Origin of the sequence: Cutibacterium nasicola, assembly GCF_051303185.1 — a bacterium.
GTDB lineage: Bacteria > Actinomycetota > Actinomycetes > Propionibacteriales > Propionibacteriaceae > Cutibacterium.
On record NZ_JBPPGE010000002.1, the window covers coordinates 264,705 to 287,959 of the forward strand.

The 23,255-nt window shown below is 60.4% G+C and carries 21 protein-coding genes; 5 read left to right on the forward strand and 16 right to left on the reverse strand.

Annotated features, from left to right (window positions below; genetic code table 11):
• Position 1 precedes the first annotated feature (1 nt).
• The 4 genes from ACSJJT_RS05105 to ACSJJT_RS05120 form a co-directional block, all read right to left on the reverse strand.
• Positions 2-1,489: a DHA2 family efflux MFS transporter permease subunit gene (locus tag ACSJJT_RS05105; RefSeq protein ID WP_435917271.1), complete on the reverse strand. Its 1,488-nt coding sequence runs from the start codon at positions 1,487-1,489 to the stop codon at positions 2-4.
• Positions 1,490-1,560: 71 nt separating this feature from the next.
• Positions 1,561-2,433 (reverse strand): 5-oxoprolinase subunit C family protein, encoded by an 873-nt coding sequence (locus ACSJJT_RS05110; protein WP_016666905.1) that lies wholly within the window; start codon positions 2,431-2,433, stop codon positions 1,561-1,563.
• Complete coding sequence (locus ACSJJT_RS05115; RefSeq protein ID WP_435917272.1) at positions 2,430-3,050, reverse strand: 5-oxoprolinase subunit B family protein; 621 nt, start codon at positions 3,048-3,050, stop codon at positions 2,430-2,432. The genes ACSJJT_RS05110 and ACSJJT_RS05115 overlap by 4 nt, the downstream gene beginning before the upstream one ends.
• Entirely contained in the window at positions 3,047-3,817 is a 771-nt protein-coding gene (locus ACSJJT_RS05120) for a LamB/YcsF family protein (protein ID WP_435917273.1), read from the reverse strand. The genes ACSJJT_RS05115 and ACSJJT_RS05120 overlap by 4 nt, the downstream gene beginning before the upstream one ends.
• Positions 3,818-3,945: 128 nt before the next feature.
• Here ACSJJT_RS05120 and ACSJJT_RS05125 point away from each other — a divergent pair, with 128 nt between their 5' ends.
• Genes ACSJJT_RS05125 through ACSJJT_RS05135 form a run of 3 tightly spaced genes read left to right on the forward strand, consistent with a single transcriptional unit; the run spans position 3,946 to position 6,712 of the window.
• Positions 3,946-4,710 (forward strand): DUF969 domain-containing protein, encoded by a 765-nt coding sequence (locus tag ACSJJT_RS05125; protein ID WP_435917274.1) that lies wholly within the window; start codon positions 3,946-3,948, stop codon positions 4,708-4,710.
• Positions 4,707-5,693, forward strand: coding sequence for a DUF979 domain-containing protein (locus tag ACSJJT_RS05130; RefSeq protein ID WP_435917275.1), 987 nt, complete (start codon positions 4,707-4,709; stop codon positions 5,691-5,693). The genes ACSJJT_RS05125 and ACSJJT_RS05130 overlap by 4 nt, the downstream gene beginning before the upstream one ends.
• Positions 5,690-6,712 carry a DUF2891 family protein gene (locus tag ACSJJT_RS05135; protein WP_435917276.1) on the forward strand — a complete coding sequence of 341 codons (1,023 nt, stop codon included), beginning with the start codon at positions 5,690-5,692 and terminating at the stop codon, positions 6,710-6,712. Before ACSJJT_RS05130 ends, ACSJJT_RS05135 begins: the two co-directional genes overlap by 4 nt.
• A 1,863-nt stretch (positions 6,713-8,575) precedes the next feature.
• On the opposite strand, the gene ACSJJT_RS05140 is transcribed toward ACSJJT_RS05135, so the two are convergent.
• The 3 genes from ACSJJT_RS05140 to xylA all read right to left on the reverse strand — a co-directional run bounded on the left by ACSJJT_RS05140 (position 8,576) and on the right by xylA (position 12,913).
• On the reverse strand, positions 8,576-9,958 hold the full coding sequence (locus tag ACSJJT_RS05140; protein ID WP_435917277.1) for a xylulokinase: 1,383 nt from the start codon (positions 9,956-9,958) through the stop codon (positions 8,576-8,578).
• An 83-nt stretch (positions 9,959-10,041) separates the two neighbouring features.
• On the reverse strand, positions 10,042-11,397 hold the full coding sequence (locus ACSJJT_RS05145; RefSeq protein WP_435917278.1) for a sugar porter family MFS transporter: 1,356 nt from the start codon (positions 11,395-11,397) through the stop codon (positions 10,042-10,044).
• Positions 11,398-11,566: 169 nt separating this feature from the next.
• Positions 11,567-12,913: a xylose isomerase gene (gene xylA, locus ACSJJT_RS05150; protein WP_435917279.1), complete on the reverse strand. Its 1,347-nt coding sequence runs from the start codon at positions 12,911-12,913 to the stop codon at positions 11,567-11,569.
• 355 nt (positions 12,914-13,268) lie between these two features.
• On the opposite strand from xylA, the gene ACSJJT_RS05155 reads away from it, so the two are divergent.
• Positions 13,269-14,519: an ROK family protein gene (locus tag ACSJJT_RS05155; RefSeq protein ID WP_435917280.1), complete on the forward strand. Its 1,251-nt coding sequence runs from the start codon at positions 13,269-13,271 to the stop codon at positions 14,517-14,519.
• Between the two features lie 78 nt (positions 14,520-14,597).
• On the opposite strand, the gene ACSJJT_RS05160 is transcribed toward ACSJJT_RS05155, so the two are convergent.
• A complete protein-coding gene (locus ACSJJT_RS05160; RefSeq protein WP_435917281.1) occupies positions 14,598-17,132 on the reverse strand; it encodes an ATP-dependent Clp protease ATP-binding subunit in 2,535 nt (844 codons plus the stop codon).
• Between the two features lie 261 nt (positions 17,133-17,393).
• Positions 17,394-17,711: a histone-like nucleoid-structuring protein Lsr2 gene (locus tag ACSJJT_RS05165; RefSeq protein ID WP_435917282.1), complete on the reverse strand. Its 318-nt coding sequence runs from the start codon at positions 17,709-17,711 to the stop codon at positions 17,394-17,396.
• A 139-nt stretch (positions 17,712-17,850) separates the two neighbouring features.
• Here ACSJJT_RS05165 and ACSJJT_RS05170 point away from each other — a divergent pair, with 139 nt between their 5' ends.
• Positions 17,851-19,041: an NADH-quinone oxidoreductase subunit D-related protein gene (locus tag ACSJJT_RS05170; RefSeq protein ID WP_435917283.1), complete on the forward strand. Its 1,191-nt coding sequence runs from the start codon at positions 17,851-17,853 to the stop codon at positions 19,039-19,041.
• Between the two features lie 96 nt (positions 19,042-19,137).
• On the opposite strand, the gene ACSJJT_RS05175 is transcribed toward ACSJJT_RS05170, so the two are convergent.
• The 7 genes from ACSJJT_RS05175 to ACSJJT_RS05205 form a co-directional block, all read right to left on the reverse strand.
• Positions 19,138-19,815, reverse strand: a complete 678-nt coding sequence (locus ACSJJT_RS05175; RefSeq protein WP_435917284.1) for a cell division topological specificity factor MinE — start codon at positions 19,813-19,815, stop codon at positions 19,138-19,140.
• An 84-nt stretch (positions 19,816-19,899) separates the two neighbouring features.
• A complete protein-coding gene (locus ACSJJT_RS05180; protein ID WP_435917285.1) occupies positions 19,900-20,439 on the reverse strand; it encodes a DUF3180 domain-containing protein in 540 nt (179 codons plus the stop codon).
• Entirely contained in the window at positions 20,436-21,008 is a 573-nt protein-coding gene (gene folK / locus ACSJJT_RS05185; protein ID WP_435917286.1) for a 2-amino-4-hydroxy-6-hydroxymethyldihydropteridine diphosphokinase, read from the reverse strand. The genes ACSJJT_RS05180 and folK overlap by 4 nt, the downstream gene beginning before the upstream one ends.
• Positions 21,005-21,367 carry a dihydroneopterin aldolase gene (gene folB / locus ACSJJT_RS05190; RefSeq protein ID WP_016666893.1) on the reverse strand — a complete coding sequence of 121 codons (363 nt, stop codon included), beginning with the start codon at positions 21,365-21,367 and terminating at the stop codon, positions 21,005-21,007. Before folB ends, folK begins: the two co-directional genes overlap by 4 nt.
• A gap of 87 nt (positions 21,368-21,454) precedes the next feature.
• Positions 21,455-22,303, reverse strand: a complete 849-nt coding sequence (gene folP, locus ACSJJT_RS05195; protein ID WP_435917287.1) for a dihydropteroate synthase — start codon at positions 22,301-22,303, stop codon at positions 21,455-21,457.
• Between the two features lie 21 nt (positions 22,304-22,324).
• The gene (locus ACSJJT_RS05200) at positions 22,325-22,798 is read right to left on the reverse strand and encodes a hypothetical protein (RefSeq protein WP_435917288.1); all 474 of its coding nucleotides are present in this window, start codon (positions 22,796-22,798) and stop codon (positions 22,325-22,327) included.
• A complete protein-coding gene (locus tag ACSJJT_RS05205; RefSeq protein WP_252906064.1) occupies positions 22,795-23,196 on the reverse strand; it encodes a Tat pathway signal sequence in 402 nt (133 codons plus the stop codon). The genes ACSJJT_RS05200 and ACSJJT_RS05205 overlap by 4 nt, the downstream gene beginning before the upstream one ends.
• Between the last annotated feature and the right edge of the window lie 59 nt (positions 23,197-23,255).

Below are 23,255 nucleotides of genomic sequence, written 5' to 3' on the forward strand. Positions count from 1 at the left end.
ATCAACAATTGTGTTGACGCGAACGCTGGAAGTTCGCGAAGAAGGCACAGACGATGCCGCAGATCGTACCGGCGATGATGGTGATGAACATCGACTCGCCGAGCCCTCGTCCCAGATCATGACGAGCCATGATTCGGGCATCCATCATCATGGCGATGAACGCCGAACCAAGGGCTGAACCGACCTGGCGGGTGGCGTTGAAGACCCCCGAACCAGCTCCGGCGTCAGCCTGTCCGAGGTCGTCAGTACCAACGAGAGAAATCGGGCTCCACGTCATGGCCGAACCGATACCGGTGATGATCGAGAGCAGTGGGAAGACCCACAGACCTGTCGACGGCACGGTGAACAGCCACCATCCGATCGAGGCAATCACGTAGAGAGCCACGCCGATGGCAGCCATTCGTCCCGACGAGCGGCGCTGCAGAACCCGCCCAACCACCGGCGACAGCAAACCGGAGAAGATGGCGGTCGGGATGAGCAACAGAGCAGCAACCGTCGGAGACTTCCCACGAACGTTCTGCAAATAGACAGCCGTTGGCAGGAAGTAGGCAGTCACGAGCATGCCGACCAGGAAGATCGCGATGTTGGCAAGAGCGAAGTTGCGCTTGGTGAACAGACGCAGCGGAACCAGCGGTTCGAAGTCGCTCGCGTGCGCGTGCAGATGGGTCTGTGCCCATCGGGTCTGCGAGACGATGAAGAGCACCATGAAGACCACGCCGAGGATGATGAGCAAGGGCACCGAGATGATGCCAGTGATCGTCCCCCAGTTGTACTGCTCGCCCTCCTGGATACCGAAGACCAACAGGGTCATGCCGATACCCGACAGGATGACGCCGAGCCAGTCGAAGGCGTGGCCGTGGGTCTCGAGGGCAGGGACGTTCCGGATGGCCAACCAGAGCCCGATGACGGTGATCGGGACGTTGACGAAGAAGATCCACTCCCATCCCAGGGTGTCGACGAGGACGCCGCCAAGAACCGGGCCGATGAAGCTGGCCACACCTGCCGTGGCTCCCCACAGACCCATGGCGGCGCCACGCTTCTCCGGCGGGAAGAGTCGAGTGATCATCGACAGGGACTGCGGAGTCATGAAGGCAGCGCCAATGCCCTGAACCGCACGGGCGGCGATGAGGACGCCGATCGTCGGGGAGAGACCGCAGGCCAGCGAGGAGACTCCGAAGACGAGCATGCCGATGAGGTACATGCGACGCGGGCCCCAGCGGTCACCCATACGTCCGGTGATCAGCAGCGGGACGGCGTAGGTGAGCAGATAGACACTGGTGATCCACACGCCGTGGTTGAGATTGGCGTTGAGGGCGCGGATGGTCGCTGGCAGTGCGGTCGTGACGATCGACGTGTCAACGAGGATCATGAAGAAGCCCACGAGGAGGGCCCACAGAGCGCTCCATGCCTGCCTCTCGGAGACAACATTTCCATCTCGGTCCCGGGCAAGGCGATCGACGTCCACGACTGGCGATTGCTCGGACGACAAGAGGTCTCCTAGGGGGCGAAGAGGTTAGGGCAAGGGCCGATGATACCCCGGCGGATTACCCCGGGAACGTGTCATCGCCACGGCTGCGATGACATCCGAAACCTCACGACGACCCCGGCTCGAGCCTGGGCAAGACGGTCTGCGTCGTCGGGGTCGACAACCCCGATGACTGGGTACCCACCGGTCGTCGGATGATCCGGGCCGAAGACCAGGGGCACACCCGAGGTGGGCACCTGGATCGCTCCTCGCACCACCGGCTCACTCGTCAACTCCCCCGTCACTGCTCGCTCCAGGGACGGCCCTTCCAGCCGCGTCCCGACGCGGTCGCTCGCCTCTCCGACCCGCCATGTCGTCTCCTCGAGCGCGCGTCGGCCAGCGTCAGTGAACCAGTCGTCGCGCGGGCCCCATACGCCGTGGAGGATGAGTTCTTGTGGCGCGGGACCGACGTTGACAGGCTTCGTAGTGATGACGCCGGCTGGCCCATCCCCAACGGTGACGACGTCTCCCGTCTTGAGCGGGGCTGGTCCCATCCCTCGGGTCGGGTCGGCCGAGACGCTGGCAAAGGTCGGCGTCGCACTGATGCCTCCGGTGACGGACAGATAACTCCGTAATCCCGTTTCCGGCGCACCGACCGTCAGCGTCTGACCATCGGCGACGAGGAATCCACGGCCGTTGGGACGTGGTGATCCATCCAGATCAATCTCGACGTCTGCCCCTGTCGCAGCAACAAGAACAGGCTCTCCGATGCACGTCAGACGCACTGGACCGAGCAGAACTTCCAGGCACCCGAGACCGGCTGCGTTACCGACGAGACGAGCTCCCTCCCGATAGGCGCGACGATCCCACGCCCCGCAGCCACTGATCCCCAGATCGGCCCATCCGCGACGTCCAGCATCCTCGACGAGGGTTCTGGGCCCGGCCATCTCCACGACGAAGTGAGTCATGAGGTCACCGCCTCGAACTTGATGACGGCACCCGGCAACAGCAGGGCCGGCGGGTCAGCGTTCTCGTCCCACAGCGTCATCTCCGTCGTCCCGATGATCTGCCAACCGCCCGGTGACGCTTGCGGATAAGCCCCGGTGAATCCGTCGGCCAGGGCGATACTGCCCGGTGGGATCCGGGTTCGGGGGCTGGAGCGACGTGGAATCCGGTAGGGCCAGTCCACCCCGGACATGTACCCGAACCCAGGCATGAATCCCGCGAACTCCACCGTCCACAGCTGGTCGCTGTGGTGCTTCACCAGCTCGTCGGTCGTCATGTCGAGCAGATCTGCCACGTCCGACAGATCGAGTCCGTCGTAACGCACGGGCACTGGGAGGGGCTCCCGCGATCCCTCCTCGACAGCGTCCAATCCCCCGGCGAGCAGGTCTTGGACATGGGCGACGGCTCCCGGCAACAGGTCAGCGGACTCCACCTGGACGAGCACCGTCGTTTGGGCCGGTACGAGATCCACCATCCCTTCAGCCGGGTGGTCGCTCAGGGCGCGATGCAGACGCCGCCGCTGACCGGCGTCGTCCAGTTCGACGAGAACCGCCGTCCGCCCGGCCGGCAGCAGTCTCATGCGACAGCCCGCAGCTCGACACCGGCAGCAGCAAGACAATCGCGCACCGCCGTGGCCATCGTGACAGCCCCCGGGGTGTCACCGTGAACGCACACCGAATCGGCCTGGATACTCACCTCGGTGCCATCGATGGCGGTCACCGCCCCCTGGGTCACGAGCTTGACGACCCGCTCGGCGACCTCGTCGGGGTCGTGCAACACCGATCCCTCCTGGCTACGCGACACCAGGGTGCCGTCCGGGTTGTAGGCGCGATCAGCAAAGGCCTCACGCAGGGTTCGCACCCCCTGCTGCTCGGCAAGGTCGAGGACGAGGGCGCCGGGCAGACCGAGGATGGCCACGTCAGAATCCGTGGCGGAATTGACGGCGACGATCGCCTCGACGACAGCTCTGGCCTGCGCCTCGTGGTGGACGATCGTGTTGTACAAGGCGCCATGAGGCTTGACGTAGCGCACCGACGCGCCGTGAACCGCGGCAACCCCGCGCAGCGCCGACAACTGGTAGATGACCTCGTCACGCAGTCGTCCGGGGTCTACGTCGACGAAGTTGCGACCGAACCCGGCGAGGTCCCGGTAGGCGACATGGGCCCCCACGCACACCCCGCGTTCTGCGGCGGCCTTGCAGGTGCGTCCCATGACGACGGCATCGCCGGCATGGAACCCGCAGGCCACATTCGCCGAGGTGACGATTCCCAGCAGGGACTCGTCGTCACCCATCTTCCACGACCCGAAGGACTCCCCCATGTCTGCATTGAGATCAACAGTTGTCATGACCCAAGATTGCCGCAATCTGCCTGGCCGTCGTGACAGATCCGGCAATGGAGACGTGAAATACTCCCGACACGCTCTCTAGAGTGACGCGACAAAATCCCCAGAAACACCCAGGAGAGGAGCGAACCATGTGGGTTCTGCTTGCCGTGGCGATCGTCGTCGTCGGCTTCGCGCTGCGGCTCAACGCCATGCTCGTGGTCGCAGTCGCCGGTGTCGCTGCCGGTCTCATTGCCGGCATGTCGCCGGTCAAGATCATCGAAACTTTCGGTACCGGATTTGCCAGTTCTCGATCCGTGACGGTCTTCATCGTCGTGCTGCCTGTCATCGGATTGCTAGAACGTCACGGCCTAATGCAACAGGCCGGCCGCCTGATGTCGAAGATGAAATCCATGACGGCTGGGAAGCTCCTCGCCATCTACCTCGCCATTCGCCAGATCACCGCTGCACTGGGGTTGTCATCCATCGGCGGACCCGCCCAGGCGGTGCGTCCCCTCGTCGTGCCGATGGCTGAGGCTGCCGCCCGACGCAGTCACCCTCGCTACACCCGCAAGATGCGGGAGAAACTGCGCTCCTATGCCTCCTCGGCGGACACCATTGGACTGTTCTTCGGTGAGGACGTCTTCATTGCCATCGGGTCGATCCTGCTCATCACCGGCTTCGTCGATGCCACCTACAACCTCAAGCTCGAAGCCCTCCAGATCGCCCTGTGGGCCATCCCGACGGCTATCTGCGCCTTCCTCATCCATGCCCCACGGATGTGGCTGCTGGATCGCAAGCTCGCCAAGATGGCCGCCGAGGGAGGGGACGACGTCGGCGTCGACACCACTCCTGAGCCTGGCCGCACCGTCAGTCTGCCTTCGGGCGGCAATCCTGAGCAGGGGGTCCGCGAATGATCAAGGTGGAATGGTTCTACTGGCTGTGCGGAATCCTCTTCCTCATCATCGCCGTCATCCGGATGCGCGATCGCGATGACAGGAAGCGGTTAGGATCAGCAGCCTTCTGGGCGATCCTGGCCTTCTGCTTCGGCTACGGCACCTTCGTCGTCGACAAGACGGCACCGGCACTCGTGGAGGGCGTCGCTGTCCTCCTCCTGGTCGTACTGGCGGCATGCGGCTTCCCGGGCCGCGGCTCCAACGAGACCACTACTGACGCCGAGCGGGAGGAGCTCTCCGAGAGGTTCGGCAACAAACTGTTCGTGCCCGCCCTCATCATTCCGATCGTCGCCGCGATCTTCGCGGTGGCCGGCATGCGTGACCTGTCCTTCGGCGGAAATCCGGTGTTGGAAACCGGCATGGCGACCATCATCGGTCTAGGAGCTGCTTCGCTGATCTCCCTCGTCGTCGCCATGATCATGTTCAAGGTGCGCTCCCCCATGGTGCCCTTCAAGGAAGGTGACCGGCTGCTCGGCCACATCGGTTGGGCAGCGATCCTGCCTCAGTTCCTGGCGACCCTGGGCACCCTGTTCAATAATGCCGGCGTCGGTGACGCAGTGGGACGCATCACGTCGTGGATCCTGCCGTCCGGAAGTCTCTTCGCAGCGGTCTGTGTTTACTGCATCGGCATGGCCTTGTTCACCCTCGTCATGGGCAACGCCTTCGCGGCATTCCCGGTGATGACGGCTGCCGTCGGGTGGCCGCTACTCATCCAGCACTTCGACGGCAACATGGCTGCCATCTTCGCAATGGGTATGTTGGCCGGATTCTGCGGCACCTTGTGCACCCCGATGGCCGCGAACTTCAATCTGGTCCCGGCAGCTTTGCTTGAGCTTGATGACAGTTATGGTCCTATCAAGGCGCAGATCCCCACCGCTGTTCCACTGCTGTTCTGCAACATTCTCATCATGTATCTGTGCTGCTTCCCAGGAGGTTTGCTGTGAACGTTGACGATTACGCCCAAGGATGGGCCACGACGATCATTGACGGCCTGAATCGGCCCTTCCCATGGGGTTCAGCCCACCAGTCCCAGGGGCCGGACGACGTCGACGTCACGCCATGGCGTCTCCATCCGTGTTTTCATGGGTGTCTGGACTGGCATTCCTCGGCACACATGCAGTGGTCGGCCCTCACCTTGCTCGAGCACGCAAACCAGTCGATCGATTGCGCAACCATTGACGAGCTGGTTGGCCTTCTCAATGCGCGTCTGACCAATGAGAATGCCCAGGTGGAGGCGGAGTACCTGCGGGTTCATCGCGGGTACGAGCGTCCCTACGGCTGGGGATGGGCGGCACTGTTGTCCGCCAAGTGTTCAGCGCTGGCCACCATGACGAGCAATTCGCCGGAGTGGGCGTCCGCGACTCGGATCGTCGGACGCCAGATCTTCGACAACCTGCTGGCATGGCTGCCGACGATGACCTTCCCCGTCCGCACCGGAACCCACGACAACACCGCTTTCGGTATTGGCCTGTGCCTCGATGCCGCCCAGGCCCTGGGACGTAGCGACGTCGTCGATGCCATTGTCAAGCACTCCCACCGTTTCTTCGACGCCGACACCGACTACCCGTCGTCCTGGGAGCCCAGCGGCAATGACTTCTTGTCGGCGGCGTTGAGCGAAGCCCACCTCATGGCGCGGGTCTACCGGACCGAAGGTCGCTCCGATGAGTTTGGCACCTGGCTGCACGCCTTCCTACCGCATCTGGGACAGGCTGACGACAACCTGTTGGATGTCGCCGAGGTGACCGACGGCACCGACGGCAAGCTCGCCCACCTGTATGGGCTGAGCCTGTCGCGGGCCTGGCAGCTGCGGGTGCTGACACCATGGCTCGACGACGACGCTCGTCGCCGCATCGAGGTGGCCACTAATCGTCAGATCAGCGAGGTGGCCTCCCAAATCACTGACGGCGACTTCATGTCCACCCACTGGCTGGTGTCCTTCGCCCTCCAGGCGTTGCTGGTGTGACGAGGCACACCTGATATCAGCGAAATGTGATATCACGACTACGTCCCAGCCGGGGACGTTCAGCCTCTACGGTCATGCATGCGGTGCACCGCCTCGGCGTTAGTATCCAGGAAGTCGGCGTACCGAAAGGCAAGCGATGCCACGGAGCCCGCAGTCGTCACAGGAACTGAGCCGTCCTGCCATAAAACGTGCCTGCGCAGTGCAGGGAATGGCGGCATACCGACAAAACTGCACGACCGAGCGATCCTCAGCCAAGATGAGGAACTTGTCGCCAACTGCAGAGCGGTCAGCCCATATTGCTAGAGTGACACACTTCCCCATGTCCTTCCTACGGGGTGTCCGAGGGCTAGTGGCCGTTAACCTGCCTCCGAAACACATCGTCCACATAGTTTTAGAATTAATCACTTCTGTTGGATTCACCTGAATTGAAGGATCGAAAGTTCCCTCCAACCGATCGTGGTCTAGACGTTGTTTTTGACATCCCACCTCCACATCGCAAGTCCACGATCTATTAAACTCATCGAAAAGCATCTCCATGAAATGGAGCCGTCCCAAGTCACGAATATTTCGCATCAGCGACGTATCAGAGACGACAATGCGAATCATGCCACAATCCAATCTCCGAAATCTCTGAAAAGGCGGGCATTGCGGGAACCGGCGACGCTACAAGGTCTTCGACCGGTGTAGCGGTCATCTTTGTCAAGGCGCCAGGGAGATGGCAACCTCACTGACAAGATCGGCATGCCGCTCAATGATCCACTGTGGGACTATTGGAACCCGCAATAGTCGAGTGTGATCCGATGCTATAACTGGATTCTTCTTGTTCCATAACTCAGCAAACTCCGACTAGGCTAGAATCGAAAGACTATTTCCAAGATTATCGCAACGGATGCGAAGCGCAGCCACGCCAATGGTATAACCCCAACAGAAATCCGCAATATTCGGACGCATCGGCATCTTCACTGAGGCCTACGACGTCGCCAGAGGCATAAGGAAGTCAGCGGCAAACCCGTTGACAATTACTTCTTCATTCAACTGGACATCGGGGTTGCCCCCCAGTTTGAACCCTGCCACGCCAAAAAAGCAAATGCACCAACTCGTAGAATATCCTGAAACCGCCGAATACCATGCAGAAGTCGTGTGCACGATGACAATTCTTCGACCACAGACCACCACCGAATAAGTTTAAACTAGGTCCGCGTGGACATGAGACAAGAACACTAAATCCACGCCAAGACTCGAAAGAAAACCAGATAAGTTAATGACCGGAGCCGGGAAGGCTCGTCCTCCGCCGCGACCCACCTTGCTATACGCACGAGCGGACTTCTTTCCCCGGGTCGCTCGCGGCACTTACACTGTAGCAAGCACATCGAATATAGTGTCACCGGTCACATCAGCCAGCAGCAAGGCTGGCTCAACCAATTCCAGATCTGCACAGCCAATAGCATCTGAAAGAATATGCACTACTCCATCAGAGTCATACTTATGCCTAAATATAGTGCGAATGATCTTAGCATCAACACTCCCGTCAATGAGCCAACCCAGATCAATGTCAAGTACTTGACTGATACATTCGCTTCACCAACTGTGAACTACCTGACGCCATTGAGTGACTTACCCCGGCTTGTCCTTGCATATGCCAATTCAATCGGCAAGGCCCTGTTGATCCATGGGCCGCTTACCAAGCACTTTCTTAATACGCTCACCCATCTCACTCATGGCGTGTGCATGATCCCGGGTTAGGATTCTGGCAACTCTATCGGACTGTCCTGTTCGCTTTCCCGAACACATGGCTCGCAGGACAATTTCGCCCGCCTAACAGTCCCATTCAATAGTTTCATACCTCAGTGCGAGAACGCGAGGTCATCTAGCTGACATACGCACCCGCTCAGCCTGCCGCGCCGCCCCAAGAGCCACGTACTCCCCTGGTTCAGGAATACTCACTTTGCACCCCAAAACGGAGCCCGCAAGCTGTTGAACTGCATACAAGCGGGCCCCTCCTCCGACGAGAACCACTTCATCGATGATGACATCCAGCCGACGGAGAGCATCCAACGCTCCGCGCATTAAATTGAGTAAGCCTTCTACCGATGCACGAGCCACATGGGCACGGTCGCTATTCGCCAGATTCATCCCGGTCAGAGCTGCGGTGGCATCAGGAAGATTCGGGGTCCGTTCCCCCTCGAAGTACGGGGTAAGAATAAGTCCGCCAGCATCCGGAACCGACAGCGCCAAGTCGCTGAAACGTTGATAGTCAGTACCAATACCGGTAATCGAAGCCATTGCGTCAATGATGCGCGCGGCATTGAGGGTGCAGGCTAGCGGCAACCATCGTCCTGTTGCGTCACTGAATCCAGTCACCAATCCAGAACCGTCGGCAGTCGGATGCTCTGATACCGCAGCCACGACTCCCGACGTACCGAGCGAGAGCATCGCCTGTCCGGGCTTCAATCCAAGAGCCAGCGCAGCTCCAGCATTGTCCCCACAGCCGGGCCCGAGGATAACGTGCCCCCAATCATGCTTCGAGTCCCCATTTCCGGCGCGTTCCCACGGTGAGAGGACCCGCGGCAAAACAATCTGTTCTGCTCGTTCATAACTGACGCGCAGAGCATCCATCAAGATATCTCGCCGATATGTCGAATCTCTCCCATCGAAATACCCTGTACCCGACGCCTCAGAGCGGTCCGTAATCAAGTCATTCACATCGTGACTACCCGAGATCCTCCAAGTCAGCCAGTCGTGAGGCAGGCATATCGCAGCAACTCTGGCAGCATTGTCAGGCTCATGATCAACTAGCCACCGAAGTTTCGTCACCGTGAGTGATGCCACGGGTACAGACCCAACGGCGTCCGCCCACCACGCAGCTCCACGCTCACGATCTCCTCCACCAGCTTCGAGGATCAGAGCCTCCGCCGCTTGCGCCGATCGGGTATCGTTCCACAGCAGTGACGGGCGGATGACATCGCCATTTTCGTCGAGGCAGACCATGCTATGCTGTTGGCCCCCGACTGAAAGTGCGGCCACATCGTCGAGCCCGCCGGCCTGTGCAACCGCATCCTGAAATGCTCGCCACCAAGCCTGCGGGTCTACTTCCGTGCCGTCGGGATGCCCTGCCCGCCCCCCTCGCACGACCCGTCCAGACCGCGGGTCAATAACGAGCACTTTGCATGACTGGGTCGAGGTGTCCACCCCAGCTACGTATCGATGCACGTTGTGTTCCAATCGACCAGATGCCGTGGCAATCATCGTCTCTCCTCCTTCGTTTACAGGTCGGCATTGTCACAAAATCGCGTCGACGTATCCGATCGCCGCGGCTGAAACATCAATCCTCAGGCGTGAGCTAGATTGGGGTCGTCCTTAGCAGAGGCAGCACGTAGCGCCTCTTCGATCTCTTCCAAGGAGCGATTACGGGTTTCAAAGCATTTAGCGTGCACGAACCACAACGCAGCGAGGCATAACACGCCATACCCAATAAACAGGTTGGCCGTACCTAACGAACCAAGTAGAACTGGGAAAGTCAGCGAGACGATAGCATTGGCCGCCCAGTTGATGACGCTACCGAAGGAGTTCCCCAGCCCACGGATATTGAGAGGGAACATCTCACCAATCATAGTCCACATCACCGGACCCCATGTTGCTGAGAAGAAAGCGATATAAATCGTCAATGCAACCACACAAATCACCCCAGCGGCCAACGACCCCTCAGCGAAACGCATGGAAAAACTCATGACGAAGAGGGAAACAGCCATACCCAAACCGCCAGCAATGAGCATCACCTTGCGGTCGACTTTATCCATAAGCCAGATCCCTAGTGCAGTGACAATAACATTGAACACACCAATACCGATGTGAGCTAACAAGGCTGCTGAGACTCCAAATCCTACGACAGTAAAAATGGTGGGTGCATAGTACAGTACTGTGTTGCAGCCCATGATCTGCTGAAACACCGCCAGACCGATGGCTGCGATGAGAGCCGGACGAGCCGTCTTGCCGAACAACTCCTTGTGCCCACCATTTTCCACGGCAGCTTGTTGACGGATCCCGGCAATCTTTTCGGTAACAACTTCGTCGTTATCTCGGTATATACCTCGCAAGATGACGGTGGCCTCGTCCTCTCTACCCGCACGTACTAGAAACCGCGGGCTTTCGGGAAGCACTAGGGCTCCGAAAAATAAAATTGCCGATGGAATCGCAGCGCAGCCTAGCATCCAACGCCAGCCACTGTAGAACCCTGCAAAAGCATAGTTAGTGACATAAGCCAGCAAGATTCCTGTCATAATCATGAGCTGGAACAGCCCAGTAAGGAAGCCACGGCGGCTCGCGGGGGCAAGTTCCGAGAGATATGTCGGAATCAACGCCGATGCGATACCTACACCCATGCCAAGAATCACGCGAGCAATAATGAGCATGGTCACCGAGTGGGCCAACCCAGACCCAAGCGCCCCGATGAAGAAAATCACCGATGCGAGCAGGATGAGCCGGCGCCTGCCGTAACGGTCAGACATTGGACCGATAAATGCTGAGCCAAGTACCGCACCAAGCAAAACAGAACTGACAACCCAGCCCTGGCCCCAAGATTGCAACTGGAGCTGATCCTGAATGAATAGGATAGCGCCAGAAATGACTCCCGTGTCATAACCGAACAGGAGTCCGCCCAAGGACCCGAAAACGTAGATGAACCCCATGGGAGTTTTATGCTTCTGCATCACACACCGCCGTTGGTTTGCGTTTCTTACCTCGCACCGTCGCGAGGGTGCCCCGAGGCTCTGAAGCATCAGGGACTTAAATTAGAGATTTCGGGAAATCCGTGGGCCCCGGGCCGACAGCTACCGCCGGCCCGAGCCACGCGTGCGATCAGGATTGGGCTAATGCCGCCACAACGTAGTTGCTGACAGTAGCCTTCACAGCTTCTGCATGATCGGAATGGGTTGCCGCTATAAGCTGGCTTTGAGCCATGTCTAGAGCGTGTTCCTCAAGCTCAGCCAGAGTTGCACTGCCCTCGTCTATTTTCTTGCCTAGACCATCTTCGTAGGAGCTATAGCGATCGGCGATGACGTCCTCGATGTACTTGTCTTCATGCAGCTTCGCCGCTACGAGCAGACCGGCAGCATAGGTATCCATCCCAACAATGTGTGCACCAAAGAGATCTTCTGGGGCGAACGAGGTACGTCGTGGCTTAGCGTCGAAGTTGAGGCCGCCATGCGGGCCGATACCACCAGCGTCAAGAATCTCCCACATCACAGCGGTGGCCTCATACAGGTCAGACGGGAACTCGTCGAGATCCCACCCGAGCAGTTTGTCGCCCTGGTTAGCATCCAAAGAGCCAAGCATGTTGGCAGCCCGAGCCACACGGATCTCGTGCTGGTAACTATGTCCTGCCAGGTTAGCGTGGTTTCCCTCGAGATTAAGACGGAAGTGATCATCCAGCTCATAGCTCTTCAGGAATGCGATCGTCGTAGCAGCGTCATAGTCATACTGATGAGTCGTTGGTTCCTTAGGCTTGGGCTCGATTAAGAACTGCGCTCCTAGACCGATTTCCTTGGCGTAATCCACAGCTAACCGGAAGAATGAAGCCTGATGGTCCTGCTCACGCTTGAGATCGGTATTCCACAAGTTCTCATAGCCCTCACGACCGCCCCAGAATACGTAATTTTCGGCGCCTAGACGTTTTGCGATCTCCAAGCTGTGCTTGAGTTGGGCAGCGGAGTAGGCATAGATGTCAGCGAACGGTGACGTGGCGGCACCAGCCTCAAAACGCGGGTTCGTGAACAGGTTACTGGTATTCCAGAGCAGCTTAATACCGGTCTCAGCCTGAAGATCGGCGATATGGTCAACGACACGGTCGAGATTCTTATTCGTCTCACGTAGAGTGTCGCCCTCAGGCGCGATGTCACGATCATGGAAGCAGAAGTATTCCACACCAAGTTTTCGGTAGAATTCAAACGCGTAGTCCACCTTCGCCAATGCCAGATCCATCGGGTCAGTGAAGTGGTCGTACGGACGCTGCGCAGTTCCATCCCCAAAGGGATCAACCAGGCGCTGATCGAAAGTATGCCAATAGGCAACAGCAAAGCGCAGCCACTCAGCCATGCGCTTCCCAGCAACGATGCGATCGGGTTGATAGTAGCGGAAGCCCAGATTCTGCTTGAGATCCTCAGGGCCCACGAATGGGATGGGATCAACATTCCATAGTCCAGACATGCTGTGCGTACCTCCTTGTACATCCGAGCGAGCGTCTTGGGTAGGCAGTCGCTCCATAATTTGTTTTTCGATGTTACAAACATCAGCGTAACCCATCTCTCCAACCCCCCGCAAGCACCTCGTCTACAAGATTTGATCGCCCCATGCACTTTTGTAGCCAGGCATCCCAACACAACCATAGTTACGGCTCTGACAAGCTATTACGCTCTGGAGTATGTCGACATCCGAGTGGACATAGGCGTCACCGCCACCTCGTCAGGCGCCAGTCTGGCCGTACCGCCCTATCCAAACAAGTCCCATATTCACATCAGATCAGCCAACCGAATCCCCCTGTTTGTTTTTCTGTTCGATTATCATGAAGGCTTTGTGGTTTAGTGTTGTCGTCATGCCTAGGCCGAAGCGACGCAACCCGGCATCCCCTGAGCAACGCACGATAAGCATGAACGCTCGAGACGTCCGTGCTTCGAACCTAGCCAGCGTCTTCTCGGCTATTGCCACCCACCCAACTGCCCTGTCACGTGCTGACATCGCCGATGAAGTCGGTCTGACACGCTCGACTGTTTCCCGGCTAGTGGACAGTCTGTTGTCCAGCGGCATCATCATGGAACTCAACGCTCCGAACAATGGCACCCCCGGCCGACCCGCAACGCCTCTCATTATCCGGCCGGGAGCTGTCTTCACGATCGGGTTAGAGGCGAACGTGTCTTACCTGACGGCTCTAGCGATGGATCTAACTGGTGAGGTCTTGTTCCAAGAGGCACGGACCGGGGACTTCCGTCATAGCGAACCTAAGGCCGTCTTGACTAAGCTCGGCGCAATGGGTTCCGCCATGGTCAACCGGCTACGCTCATCGGCCATTAGTTTTGGAGGAACAGCGCTCGCTCTACCCGGCATCGTTGTCGGTGACACCCTATATAAGGCCCCCAACCTTGGGTGGGAACACGTAACCCCCGCACCTCTGCTCGATCCCGGAGAAGAGCTCGGCGACATCCAGGTCGGCAATGAAGCGACCTTCGCCTCGTGGAGTGCTGCAAGGCTCTCTCCCGGTGTCCCGAACGGTCCTGAGAACTTTCTCTATATCTCCGGCGATGTCGGCGTCGGTGGGTGCATCGTCGCCCATTCGCGCCCTTCCATCGGCAGACAAGGATGGGGAGGTGAGATAGGCCACGTCTGTGTAGATCCAGCTGGACCGACATGCTCCTGCGGTTCAACAGGTTGTCTTGAGGCTTTCGTAGGCCACCGTGCGCTCGCCCGTACACTCCACTTGCCTAGTTCCACGACGGCTGCCGGGATGCTCTCCAGCCAGCCCCTTCCCGAACTTATCCAAACACTTTCCCTAGCTGGACGAGCGCTCGGCCGAGCCATCGCAGATATCGCCAATCTCCTCGTCATTCATGACGTCATCTTCGGCGGCGAACTAGCCACGCTTCTGCCTGCGTTGGAACCGTCCGCGCGCATCGAACTCGATCAGCGAGTTTTAGGGCCCCGACCAGTACGGTTCATCACCTCTCCAGATGCGTCGGAGCGCTGGGCCGCTTCCCGAGGGGGAGCAATCAGCCTTCTCGAGCCGCTCCTCGATAATCCAGACAAACACATCAATGTGTGACGAAGCCCCGAACTCTTCCCCATACGACACTGTGGCCCGGCGCATCGAGCGCCGGGCCGCAGTGACGTGCTCAAGTGATCAGTCCTGCTGACCGTTGTTGTTGTCCCCTGCCGACGAGGTGAGCTCCTCAGGGACCTCATCCGGAAGCTCGGAGCGCTCCGTGCCCTTGAACACGAACGGCTCCTCGGAACCCTCCGGAGCGGCGTCGACAACCACGATCTGACCGGGCTTGACCTCGCCGAAGAGGATCTTCTCGGCCAGGACGTCCTCAATGTCGCGCTGGATGGTGCGACGCAGTGGACGGGCACCCAGCAGCGGATCGAAGCCACGCTTGGACAGCAGCTCCTTGGCGGCCGGGGTGACCTCGATGCCCATGTCCTTGTCGCCCAGACGCTCCTCCAACTGGTCCACCATGAGGTCGACGATCCGTAGGATGTCGGACTGGGTGAGCTGGTGGAAGACGATGATCTCGTCGAGACGGTTGAGGAACTCGGGGCGGAAGTGCCCCTTGAGCTCCTCGGTGACCTTGGCCTTCATCTTCTCGTAACTGGACTCGGCGTCGTTGGCCTTGGAGAAGCCAAGGTTGACCGACTTGGAGATGTCACGGGTACCGAGGTTAGTCGTCAGCACGATGACGGTGTTCTTGAAGTCCACCACACGACCCTGGGCGTCGGTGAGACGTCCCTCGTCGAGGATCTGCAACAGGGAGTTGAAGATGTCGGGGTGGGCCTTTTCGATCTCGTCGAAGAGGATGACGCTGAATGGCTTGCGGCGCACCTTCTCGGTGAGCTGGCCGCCCTCCTCATAACCGACGAATCCCGGCGGGGAACCGAACATCCGGGATGCGGTGTGCTTCTCGGAGTACTCACTCATGTCCAGTGTGATGAGGGCATCCTCGTCACCGAAGAGGAACTCGGTGAGCGCCTTGGTGAGCTCGGTCTTGCCGACACCAGAGGGGCCGGCGAAAATGAACGAGCCAGCCGGACGCTTCGGATCCTTGAGGCCGGCGCGGGTACGACGGATGGAACGGCACAGCGCCTTGACGGCGTCCTCCTGTCCGACGTAACGCTTGCCGATCTCGTCCTCCATGTGGAGTAGTCGCTGGGACTCCTCCTCGGTGAGCTTGAAGACCGGGATGCCGGTGGCTCCAGAGAGCACCTCGGCGATCTCGTCAGGACCGACGACGGCCGGAACCGACTCGTCGCCCTGTTTCCACTCCTCCTCCTTGGCCTCGCGCTCGGCAAGAAGCTTCTTCTCGTCGTCGCGCAGCCCGGCGGCACGTTCGAAGTCCTGGGCGTCGATGGCGGCTTCCTTCTCCACGCGCACGTGAGCGATCCGATCGTCGAACTCGCGCAGGTCCGGCGGGGCCGTCATGCGACGGATGTTCATCCGGGCGCCGGCCTCGTCGATGAGATCGATGGCCTTGTCAGGAAGGAAGCGGTCCTGGATGTAACGGGCCGCAAGGTTGGCCGCCGAGGCGATGGCCTCATCGGTGATGGTGATCTTGTGGTGAGCCTCGTAGCGATCGCGCAGACCCTTGAGGATCTCGATGGCCAGCGGGATCGACGGCTCAGCCACCTGGATCGGCTGGAAACGACGCTCCAGGGCGGCATCCTTCTCGATGTACTTGCGGTACTCGTCAAGGGTCGTCGCACCGATGGTCTGCAACTCACCGCGAGCCAGCATCGGCTTGAGCATGCTGGCAGCGTCGATGGCTCCCTCGGCAGCGCCGGCACCGACGAGGGTGTGGATCTCATCAATGAACAAGATGATGTCGCCGCGATTCTTGATCTCCTTGAGGACTTTCTTCATCCTCTCCTCGAAATCGCCGCGGTACCGCGATCCGGCGACCATGGAGCCAAGGTCCAGGGAGTAGATCTTCTTGTCCCGCAGGGTCTCGGGGACGTCGCCGCGCACGATGGCCTGAGCCAAGCCCTCGACGCAGGCGGACTTGCCGACACCGGGCTCACCGATGAGAACCGGGTTGTTCTTGGTACGGCGACTCAGCACGACCATGACCCGCTCGATCTCGGTCTCACGCCCGATGACCGGGTCGAGCTCGCCGTCACGGGCTGCATCGGTGAGGTTGCGACCGAACTGGTCCAGGATCGTCGCCGAGGACTGCTGCGGACCAGCCTCGGGTGCGCCGGAGGTGGCGGCTTGACGCTCGTCCCCCTGGTAGCCCTGCAGCAACTGCAGGACGCTGTTGCGCACCGTGTTGAGGTCGGCACCAAGGCGGATCAGGACCTGGGCGGCGACACCTTCTCCCTCACGGATGAGGCCGAGCAGGATGTGCTCGGTGCCGATGTAGGAGTGATTCATCTGAAGGGCCTCGCGCAGACTCAGCTCAAGGACTTTTTTGGCGCGCGGAGTGAACGGGATGTGGCCGGTCGGCGTCGAGGAGCCGTGGCCAATGATTTCCTCCACCTGGGCGCGGACCGCCTCCAGGGAAATGTCGAGGGACTCGAGGGCCTTGGCCGCAACGCCCTCGCCCTCGCTGATGAGCCCGAGCAGCAGGTGCTCGGTGCCGATGTAATTGTGGTTCAGGGCCTTGGCCTCATCCTGGGCCAGGACGACGACCCGACGGGCCCGATCGGTGAACCGTTCGAACATGAACTCTCCTTGTATGTGGGGCAGATCAACCACCGGACACACCGGCGGACGGATCCACCCGCGGTCGCGTGAAACCTTCATGCAACCAACCGACAGCACTGGACTGTCGGCCTGTGTGGTCAGTCTAGTAACCGCTGACGACAGATCTGAGATACCCGCTTACGCCGCTGGCACAACCCCGGGTGGAACAGAACAGCGCCGGAGCCTTCCTGCTCCGGCGCCGTCACCGACACGCCTTGTCAGACGATCACATAACTGGGATCAATGAGCTCGATCGTAGGCCTCACAAATCTCGTTGGAGACGCGCCCACGCTCCGAGACCTCGAAGCCGTGCTCCTTGGCCCACCGACGGACCTCGTTGGCAGTTGGTCCTCCGGTGGGACGACGACCACGAGTACGCCGGCCACCGGTGCGACGAGCATTGGCGGTCCACGTGGACAGATCATCGCGCAGCTTGGAGGCGTTCTCGGCGGACAGATCAATCACATAGCTGACGCCGTCAAGGGCGAAATTGACGGATTCCTCAGCAGGACTCCCGTCCACATCGTCGACAAGATCAACACGTACGCGCTGTGCCATGGTATTCCTTTCAGACTTGCGTTGTAGATACAACCTCGGCTTTCAAAGCCTAGTTTATGTTCATGGCAAAGAGAATCACAAGACGACTTCTGTCCCATTTTCACCGAATGGCTGTCCCGGAGATGCATCTGGCAGCGCAATGAGGCATCCTCAGGGTGTGTTCAGTTCCACGCGAAAGATCTTGTTTGCCGTCGGATCGGTGATGTCAGCGACTCCCGCAGAAACGCCGGATGGCGAATCCGGTGGGGAATACGAGGTGATCCGGCTTGACCTCGGGCGACTTCACCCGACGAGGCCGGGGCTCGTCAGCATTGCCACGACCGTCGACGGCGAGCTCATCACCTCTGCACAGGTGAATGTCGGCAACCTTCATCGCGGAGATGAAAAACTGTTCGAGGTTCGAGATTACCGACAGATTCCCATGCTTGCATCGCGCCATGACTGGACGTCACCTTTCATCGGTGAGACCGGCGCAGCCCATGTCATCGAAGAGGCGATGGGCATTACCGTGCCGACTCGGGTGGCATGGATACGCACCTTGCTCACGGAGTTCAGCAGAATCACCTCACACCTCACGTTTTTGTCCTGGTTGGGCCACCACTGTGATGATCCAGGCCTTGAGAGTGAGGTTGCCTCCACGATTGAAAATTCACGAACGATCTGGCAATGGTGTTCAGGAAATCGAATTCATCCCATGATCACGCGCATCGGAGGGCTTGAGATCCATCCTGAACAGGAGTGGTGCCCCGGGTTACGGGAATGGCTCGACGAGGCTGACATTCTCCTGCCCCGGTTACGGGCCGCCCTCGACGCCGCCGAAGGGATTCGCGAGGTCACCGTCATCGCAGGCGAGATGGTTGACGCCTACGGCCTCTCAGGGCCGGTTTCCCGCGCCAGCGGAATCAACCTGGACACCCGTGAGAGCTCACCGGTCTACGATGAACTGACCTGGCCTGCGACCGTCACCGAACCTCAGGGTGACGCCTATTCGCGACTGGCGGCCCTGTGCGACGATGTGACGGTGTCGTCGAGCCTGTGCCGCCAGGTCCTGGACCGACTACCAGCTCTAGACGGACCACTGGAGACGCGCCTGCCGACGGCTGTCAAGGTTCCCCGGGGACGCACCTGGACGGCCATGGAGGCACCTTGGGGACGAACCGGGTACCTGCTGGAATCTCGCGGCGGCACGACGCCGTGGAGAATGGCGCTGCGCACTCCCACCTTTGCCAACGTCCAAGTCTTGGAAGCCACTCTGCCGGGGACTCGGGTAAACGATCTCGAGGCCACCATCGCGTCCTTGGGATGGACATTGGGAGATCTTGACAAGTGAGGACGGGGCATGACACCCCCAGATCCCCTTCAGGTCGACAAGCGTGGGGCCCAGCCAAGTGGCTGGGCCCCACGTGAGGTTTTCGGTGGCGGAGTGTCAGGCCTGGCGGCGGGTCACGTGAGTCTCGTCAGACAGGCGAGGGAAGGCGACGCGAGACAGATCAGCAATGGTCGCGTCATTGCCGCGCTCCCAGATCTCCTCAGCGGTGGGGACGCCCGCATCAGTGACGGTGCGCAGGGTTCCCAGGCGTCCCGAACGACCGTCAGCCAGCAGGGCGTCAAGCTCAGTCTCCAGCTCGGTGATACGCATCTCGAGCGAAGCGACCCTCTTATTACCGACCGTGACCTTGTACTGCAAAGCAGCCTTGTCGCCACGGAGGGTCGACAACTCGCTCTCGGCGTGATCCAGCTTGGCGCGAGTGTCGGCGAGGGTCTTCGAGATGGAGCCGACACGACGCGAGAAGGTGTCGATCATCTCCATGGACTCAGCATGGTGACGCTTCTCCTGCTCGGATGCAGCGTGACGAAGTTCCTTGATGGTGTCGTAATGCATCTGGCGAATGGCATCGACCTGACGCCACGCCATGAAGACCGAGACCCACGCTCCGACGAGGGCTACGAGCACGCCAGCCCGGACCGCCCAGATGGAGGGAATCAGTCCACACGCAATGGCAACAACCGTTGCCGCGATGAGAATGACGAGCACACCCTTGCGCTCGCCAGTGTCCTTTTCAACCCGTTTGAGATCATGCACGCCGCTCACGCAATCAATCATATCGCGTGAGGCGTCCTCAAGTACAGTCCGTTGGGCCTCGCGTCAAGCACTGAACACTGGCGAGTCGCGATCTTGTGGTCGCTGTCACCTCTTGGAGCGCTCGTCCGGATCCTCCGGACCCTTCGGCACCTTGCAGGCGTTCTCGAGGAACCACCCGGCCCATGCCATGACCGCGCAGGTGATGGCTGTCACCGCCCCGACGATGGTCCGCTGCCGGGGGTAGGGGATGTTGAGGTGCCAGACGTAGGTGAGGACGTACACGATGCACGCCCCGACGAGAGCAGCACCCGACAAGGTGATGGCCTTTCCCAGTGCCAGTGACACGAGGCCTTGGTTCGCCTCGACCTCTCGCTTGGGGTCGACGACCTTGGCGCGAAAGGCCCTGGCATATCCCCATGTCGCGACGGCGACGACAAGGATGACCACCGGGAGCGACCAGGGCAGGATCGGAACGGTGTTGTCACTGACCTGGTAGATGCTCAGCGTGAACCATCCCAGGGCAGCTCCACACAGAGCTGCCACGATGACGACCTTCCAGTCGGTCGGAGCGAGATTGCCGTGGGGATCATCGCCGCCGTCGGGGCGTCGATCGTCATCCCAGTCCGGTGGCAGGCTCCGTGTCATAGATCCTCCTCTTCTAGATCCTCCTCTTCGCGCCTCTCGTCCCATCCTCTCGCAACGGTGACACCAGCCACGTCAATCTGGCGTGAATACGGCTTGACGGCGTTGGCTACGTCGTCGGCGTCGAAGCGGGCCAGCAGATCGACAACCCGTCCGTACCCGGGCAATTCGGCCTCAGGGTCGGCGTCGGACCACGGCACGAGGACGAATGCGCGCTCATGTGCTCGGGGGTGCGGAAGCGTCAATTCGTCAGTAGTGACGGTTTCATCGCCGACGCAAATGAGGTCAACGTCGAGGGTACGAGGACCATTTGGGATGGTGCGCTCACGCCCGTGGGCGTCTTCGATGACGTGAGCACGCTCCAACAAGACTGATGGTGGAAGGTCACTGGTTGCGACGACGACCAGATTGAGGAAGTCGTCCTGCTGCACTCCCCCAACAGGGGCAGTGACGTAGACGGGCGAGACGACGACGTCGTGAAGACCGGGGGTTTCGGAGATGAGGCGGACGGCGTCTCGCAGATGAGCAAAGGGGTTTCCCATGTTGGAACCCAGGCTGAATACAGCTTTCACTCGGCATCCTTTCGGCACGTGACGGCCACGTCGTCGAGGGCTACTCCTACCGGGGCGTGCGGCTTGTGGACGGTCACCTGGACATGACGTACTCGCGGACTGATCGCGAGAACGGTGTCGGCAATCCTGCCAGCCAAGGTTTCGATGAGATTCACCGGTTCCCCTGCGAGAACGTTGAGCACCTGCTGTGCGACTGTCGCATAATTGACGGCTTTGGTGATGTCGTCAGAGTCGGTGTCCATGTCGACGTCGAGGGTGACGTCAGCGCTGAAGGGCTGGCCGAGCTCACGCTCGCTGGCGAGGACGCCGTGGTTCGCGTGGGCGCGGATGCCCGTCAGGGTGATCTGTCCATCGGTCATGTCGGAAGGTTACCTGTACACCGCAATTGGGCTTGTCGACGACGTCTGCGAGGAGAGGCACAGCGTCAATCAGCAAGAAGCGCAGGCTCAGGCGAGGAGGCGGGCGACGGTCTCCATGGCGTCGCGGTTGGCACGGACCTCGTGGGTGCGCACACACCAGGCACGATGGAGGGCGAGGTAGGTCGACAGGGCCATCGTGCTGGCATCGCGTTCCAGGGCAGGGCGGTCCTGGCCGTTGTCAGCAAGTAGTTCGCCGAGGAAGCGCTTGCGGCTGACTCCCCACAGCACGCGCAGATCCTTGAAACCGTCCTGGAAGGCGTCGACGGCGTCGATGAGCTGCCAATTGTGTTCAACAGTTTTGGAGAAGCCGATACCGGGGTCGACGATGATGCGCTCGCGAGCGATTCCGGCGGCGATGGCGGCGTCGACCTGCTGGGAGGTTTCGCTGATGACGTCGGCGACGACGTTGTCGTAGTGGATGAGATCCTGCATGGTGGCCGACTGGCCACGCCAGTGCATGAGCACGTAGTCGACTCCGGCGTCGGCGACGACGTCGAGGATGGCCGGGTCGGCCTTGCCCCCGGAGACGTCGTTGACGATGGTGGCTCCGGCCTCGACAACGGCTTCCGCCACTGAGGCGCGCATGGTGTCGACGGAGACAGTGGCCCCGTCGGCTACCAGGGCTTCGACGACAGGCAGCACGCGACGCAGTTCCTCGTCCTCGGGGGTGCGCTCGGTGCCAGGGCGAGTGGACTCGCCGCCGACATCAATGATGTCAGCCCCGTGGGCGACGAGGTCGCGGGCGTGCCGGATGGCCACCTCGGGATCGGCCCACATGCCTCCATCGGAGAAGGAGTTGGGGGTCACGTTGACGACTCCCATGACAAGGGTGCGGGCGGGGTGCGGATTGGTGTTCGTGGGGTCCACGGAGATCATGGGGTGAAGTCTAGGGCGAGCTCACAGGTGGCGGTGATCAGCAAGGAGGCGTTCGCAGAGCCTCCACAGATATCCCAGGCCCAAGGCGCTGCACGCTGCCAGCGGGAAAATCGAGACGAGCACCGCAACGAGACGCGGGTTCGTCGGGGGGAAACCTATGCGAACCCAGGCGTACCCGGCAATCCCAGCCAGAGCAAGCAAAATCACCGCACAGGCCCACCACACGGTCGTCGAGGCCCGGCGCGCAGCCCACGAGTGCGCCAACGGCAGGGCAGCAATAAGCCCAAGCAGGGCCGATCCCACCTGTGGGTGGTGGACGCGCACTCCCGTCCACACGACGACAACATCGGCCAGACCAGCCGCCACGAAGGTGAGCACGCACAACCACGCGACATGCCACGCACCAGACCGCCGCGACGCCGGTTGGGCCAACGCCGGATCAGACCACGCCGATTCCTGACGTCGCTGCCGAGCACCCAGGCCCACGCCTCTCATTGGTCGTGCAGCTCCATCGTTGGTATGACCTTGTCAACGAAGTCGGTATCCTCGGTGAGCAAATTGATACTCACGACACTGGTGCCACCGATGGGTGCCGGAAGCGAAGCAATGAGCCACCAACCGTAGGCCCTCTTGCCTTCCCGGTTGAACACAAACGGGCACTTGACGGCCTCCCCAGCCCCCTTGACGGTAATTTCATCCCAGCCTTTGGCCTCAAACCCATCCACGTTCCCGGTCATCCGGACTTCAAGTCGGTCCTGAACAAGCACGGGATCGGTGTTGTCACTGTAGTCACCAGCGATATACATCCAGCCGGTCTCGTCTGTGAACATTTTCGTGAAAACCTTGCTGTGAGAGGGCTTCTCGACCCACTCGGCGGGATGACGCACCGACACACGCCCAACCTCAGCCTTGACCCAACTCGAGTCCCCTTGCGCACCTGCATTCTGTGAGC

Excerpts from the sequence above, each read along its gene's own strand:
- ACSJJT_RS05110 (WP_016666905.1), bottom strand. The coding sequence starts at position 2,433 with ATGACTCACTTCGTCGTGGAGATGGCCGGGCCCAGAACCCTCGTCGAG.
- ACSJJT_RS05115 (WP_435917272.1), bottom strand. The coding sequence starts at position 3,050 with ATGAGACTGCTGCCGGCCGGGCGGACGGCGGTTCTCGTCGAACTGGAC.
- ACSJJT_RS05120 (WP_435917273.1), bottom strand. The coding sequence starts at position 3,817 with ATGACAACTGTTGATCTCAATGCAGACATGGGGGAGTCCTTCGGGTCG.
- ACSJJT_RS05125 (WP_435917274.1), top strand. The coding sequence starts at position 3,946 with ATGTGGGTTCTGCTTGCCGTGGCGATCGTCGTCGTCGGCTTCGCGCTG.
- ACSJJT_RS05130 (WP_435917275.1), top strand. The coding sequence starts at position 4,707 with ATGATCAAGGTGGAATGGTTCTACTGGCTGTGCGGAATCCTCTTCCTC.
- ACSJJT_RS05140 (WP_435917277.1), bottom strand. The coding sequence starts at position 9,958 with ATGATTGCCACGGCATCTGGTCGATTGGAACACAACGTGCATCGATAC.
- ACSJJT_RS05145 (WP_435917278.1), bottom strand. The coding sequence starts at position 11,397 with ATGGGGTTCATCTACGTTTTCGGGTCCTTGGGCGGACTCCTGTTCGGT.
- xylA (WP_435917279.1), bottom strand. The coding sequence starts at position 12,913 with ATGTCTGGACTATGGAATGTTGATCCCATCCCATTCGTGGGCCCTGAG.
- ACSJJT_RS05155 (WP_435917280.1), top strand. The coding sequence starts at position 13,269 with ATGAAGGCTTTGTGGTTTAGTGTTGTCGTCATGCCTAGGCCGAAGCGA.
- ACSJJT_RS05160 (WP_435917281.1), bottom strand. The coding sequence starts at position 17,132 with ATGTTCGAACGGTTCACCGATCGGGCCCGTCGGGTCGTCGTCCTGGCC.
- ACSJJT_RS05165 (WP_435917282.1), bottom strand. The coding sequence starts at position 17,711 with ATGGCACAGCGCGTACGTGTTGATCTTGTCGACGATGTGGACGGGAGT.
- ACSJJT_RS05170 (WP_435917283.1), top strand. The coding sequence starts at position 17,851 with ATGAGGCATCCTCAGGGTGTGTTCAGTTCCACGCGAAAGATCTTGTTT.
- ACSJJT_RS05175 (WP_435917284.1), bottom strand. The coding sequence starts at position 19,815 with ATGATTGATTGCGTGAGCGGCGTGCATGATCTCAAACGGGTTGAAAAG.
- ACSJJT_RS05180 (WP_435917285.1), bottom strand. The coding sequence starts at position 20,439 with ATGACACGGAGCCTGCCACCGGACTGGGATGACGATCGACGCCCCGAC.
- folB (WP_016666893.1), bottom strand. The coding sequence starts at position 21,367 with ATGACCGATGGACAGATCACCCTGACGGGCATCCGCGCCCACGCGAAC.
- folP (WP_435917287.1), bottom strand. The coding sequence starts at position 22,303 with ATGATCTCCGTGGACCCCACGAACACCAATCCGCACCCCGCCCGCACC.
- ACSJJT_RS05200 (WP_435917288.1), bottom strand. The coding sequence starts at position 22,798 with ATGAGAGGCGTGGGCCTGGGTGCTCGGCAGCGACGTCAGGAATCGGCG.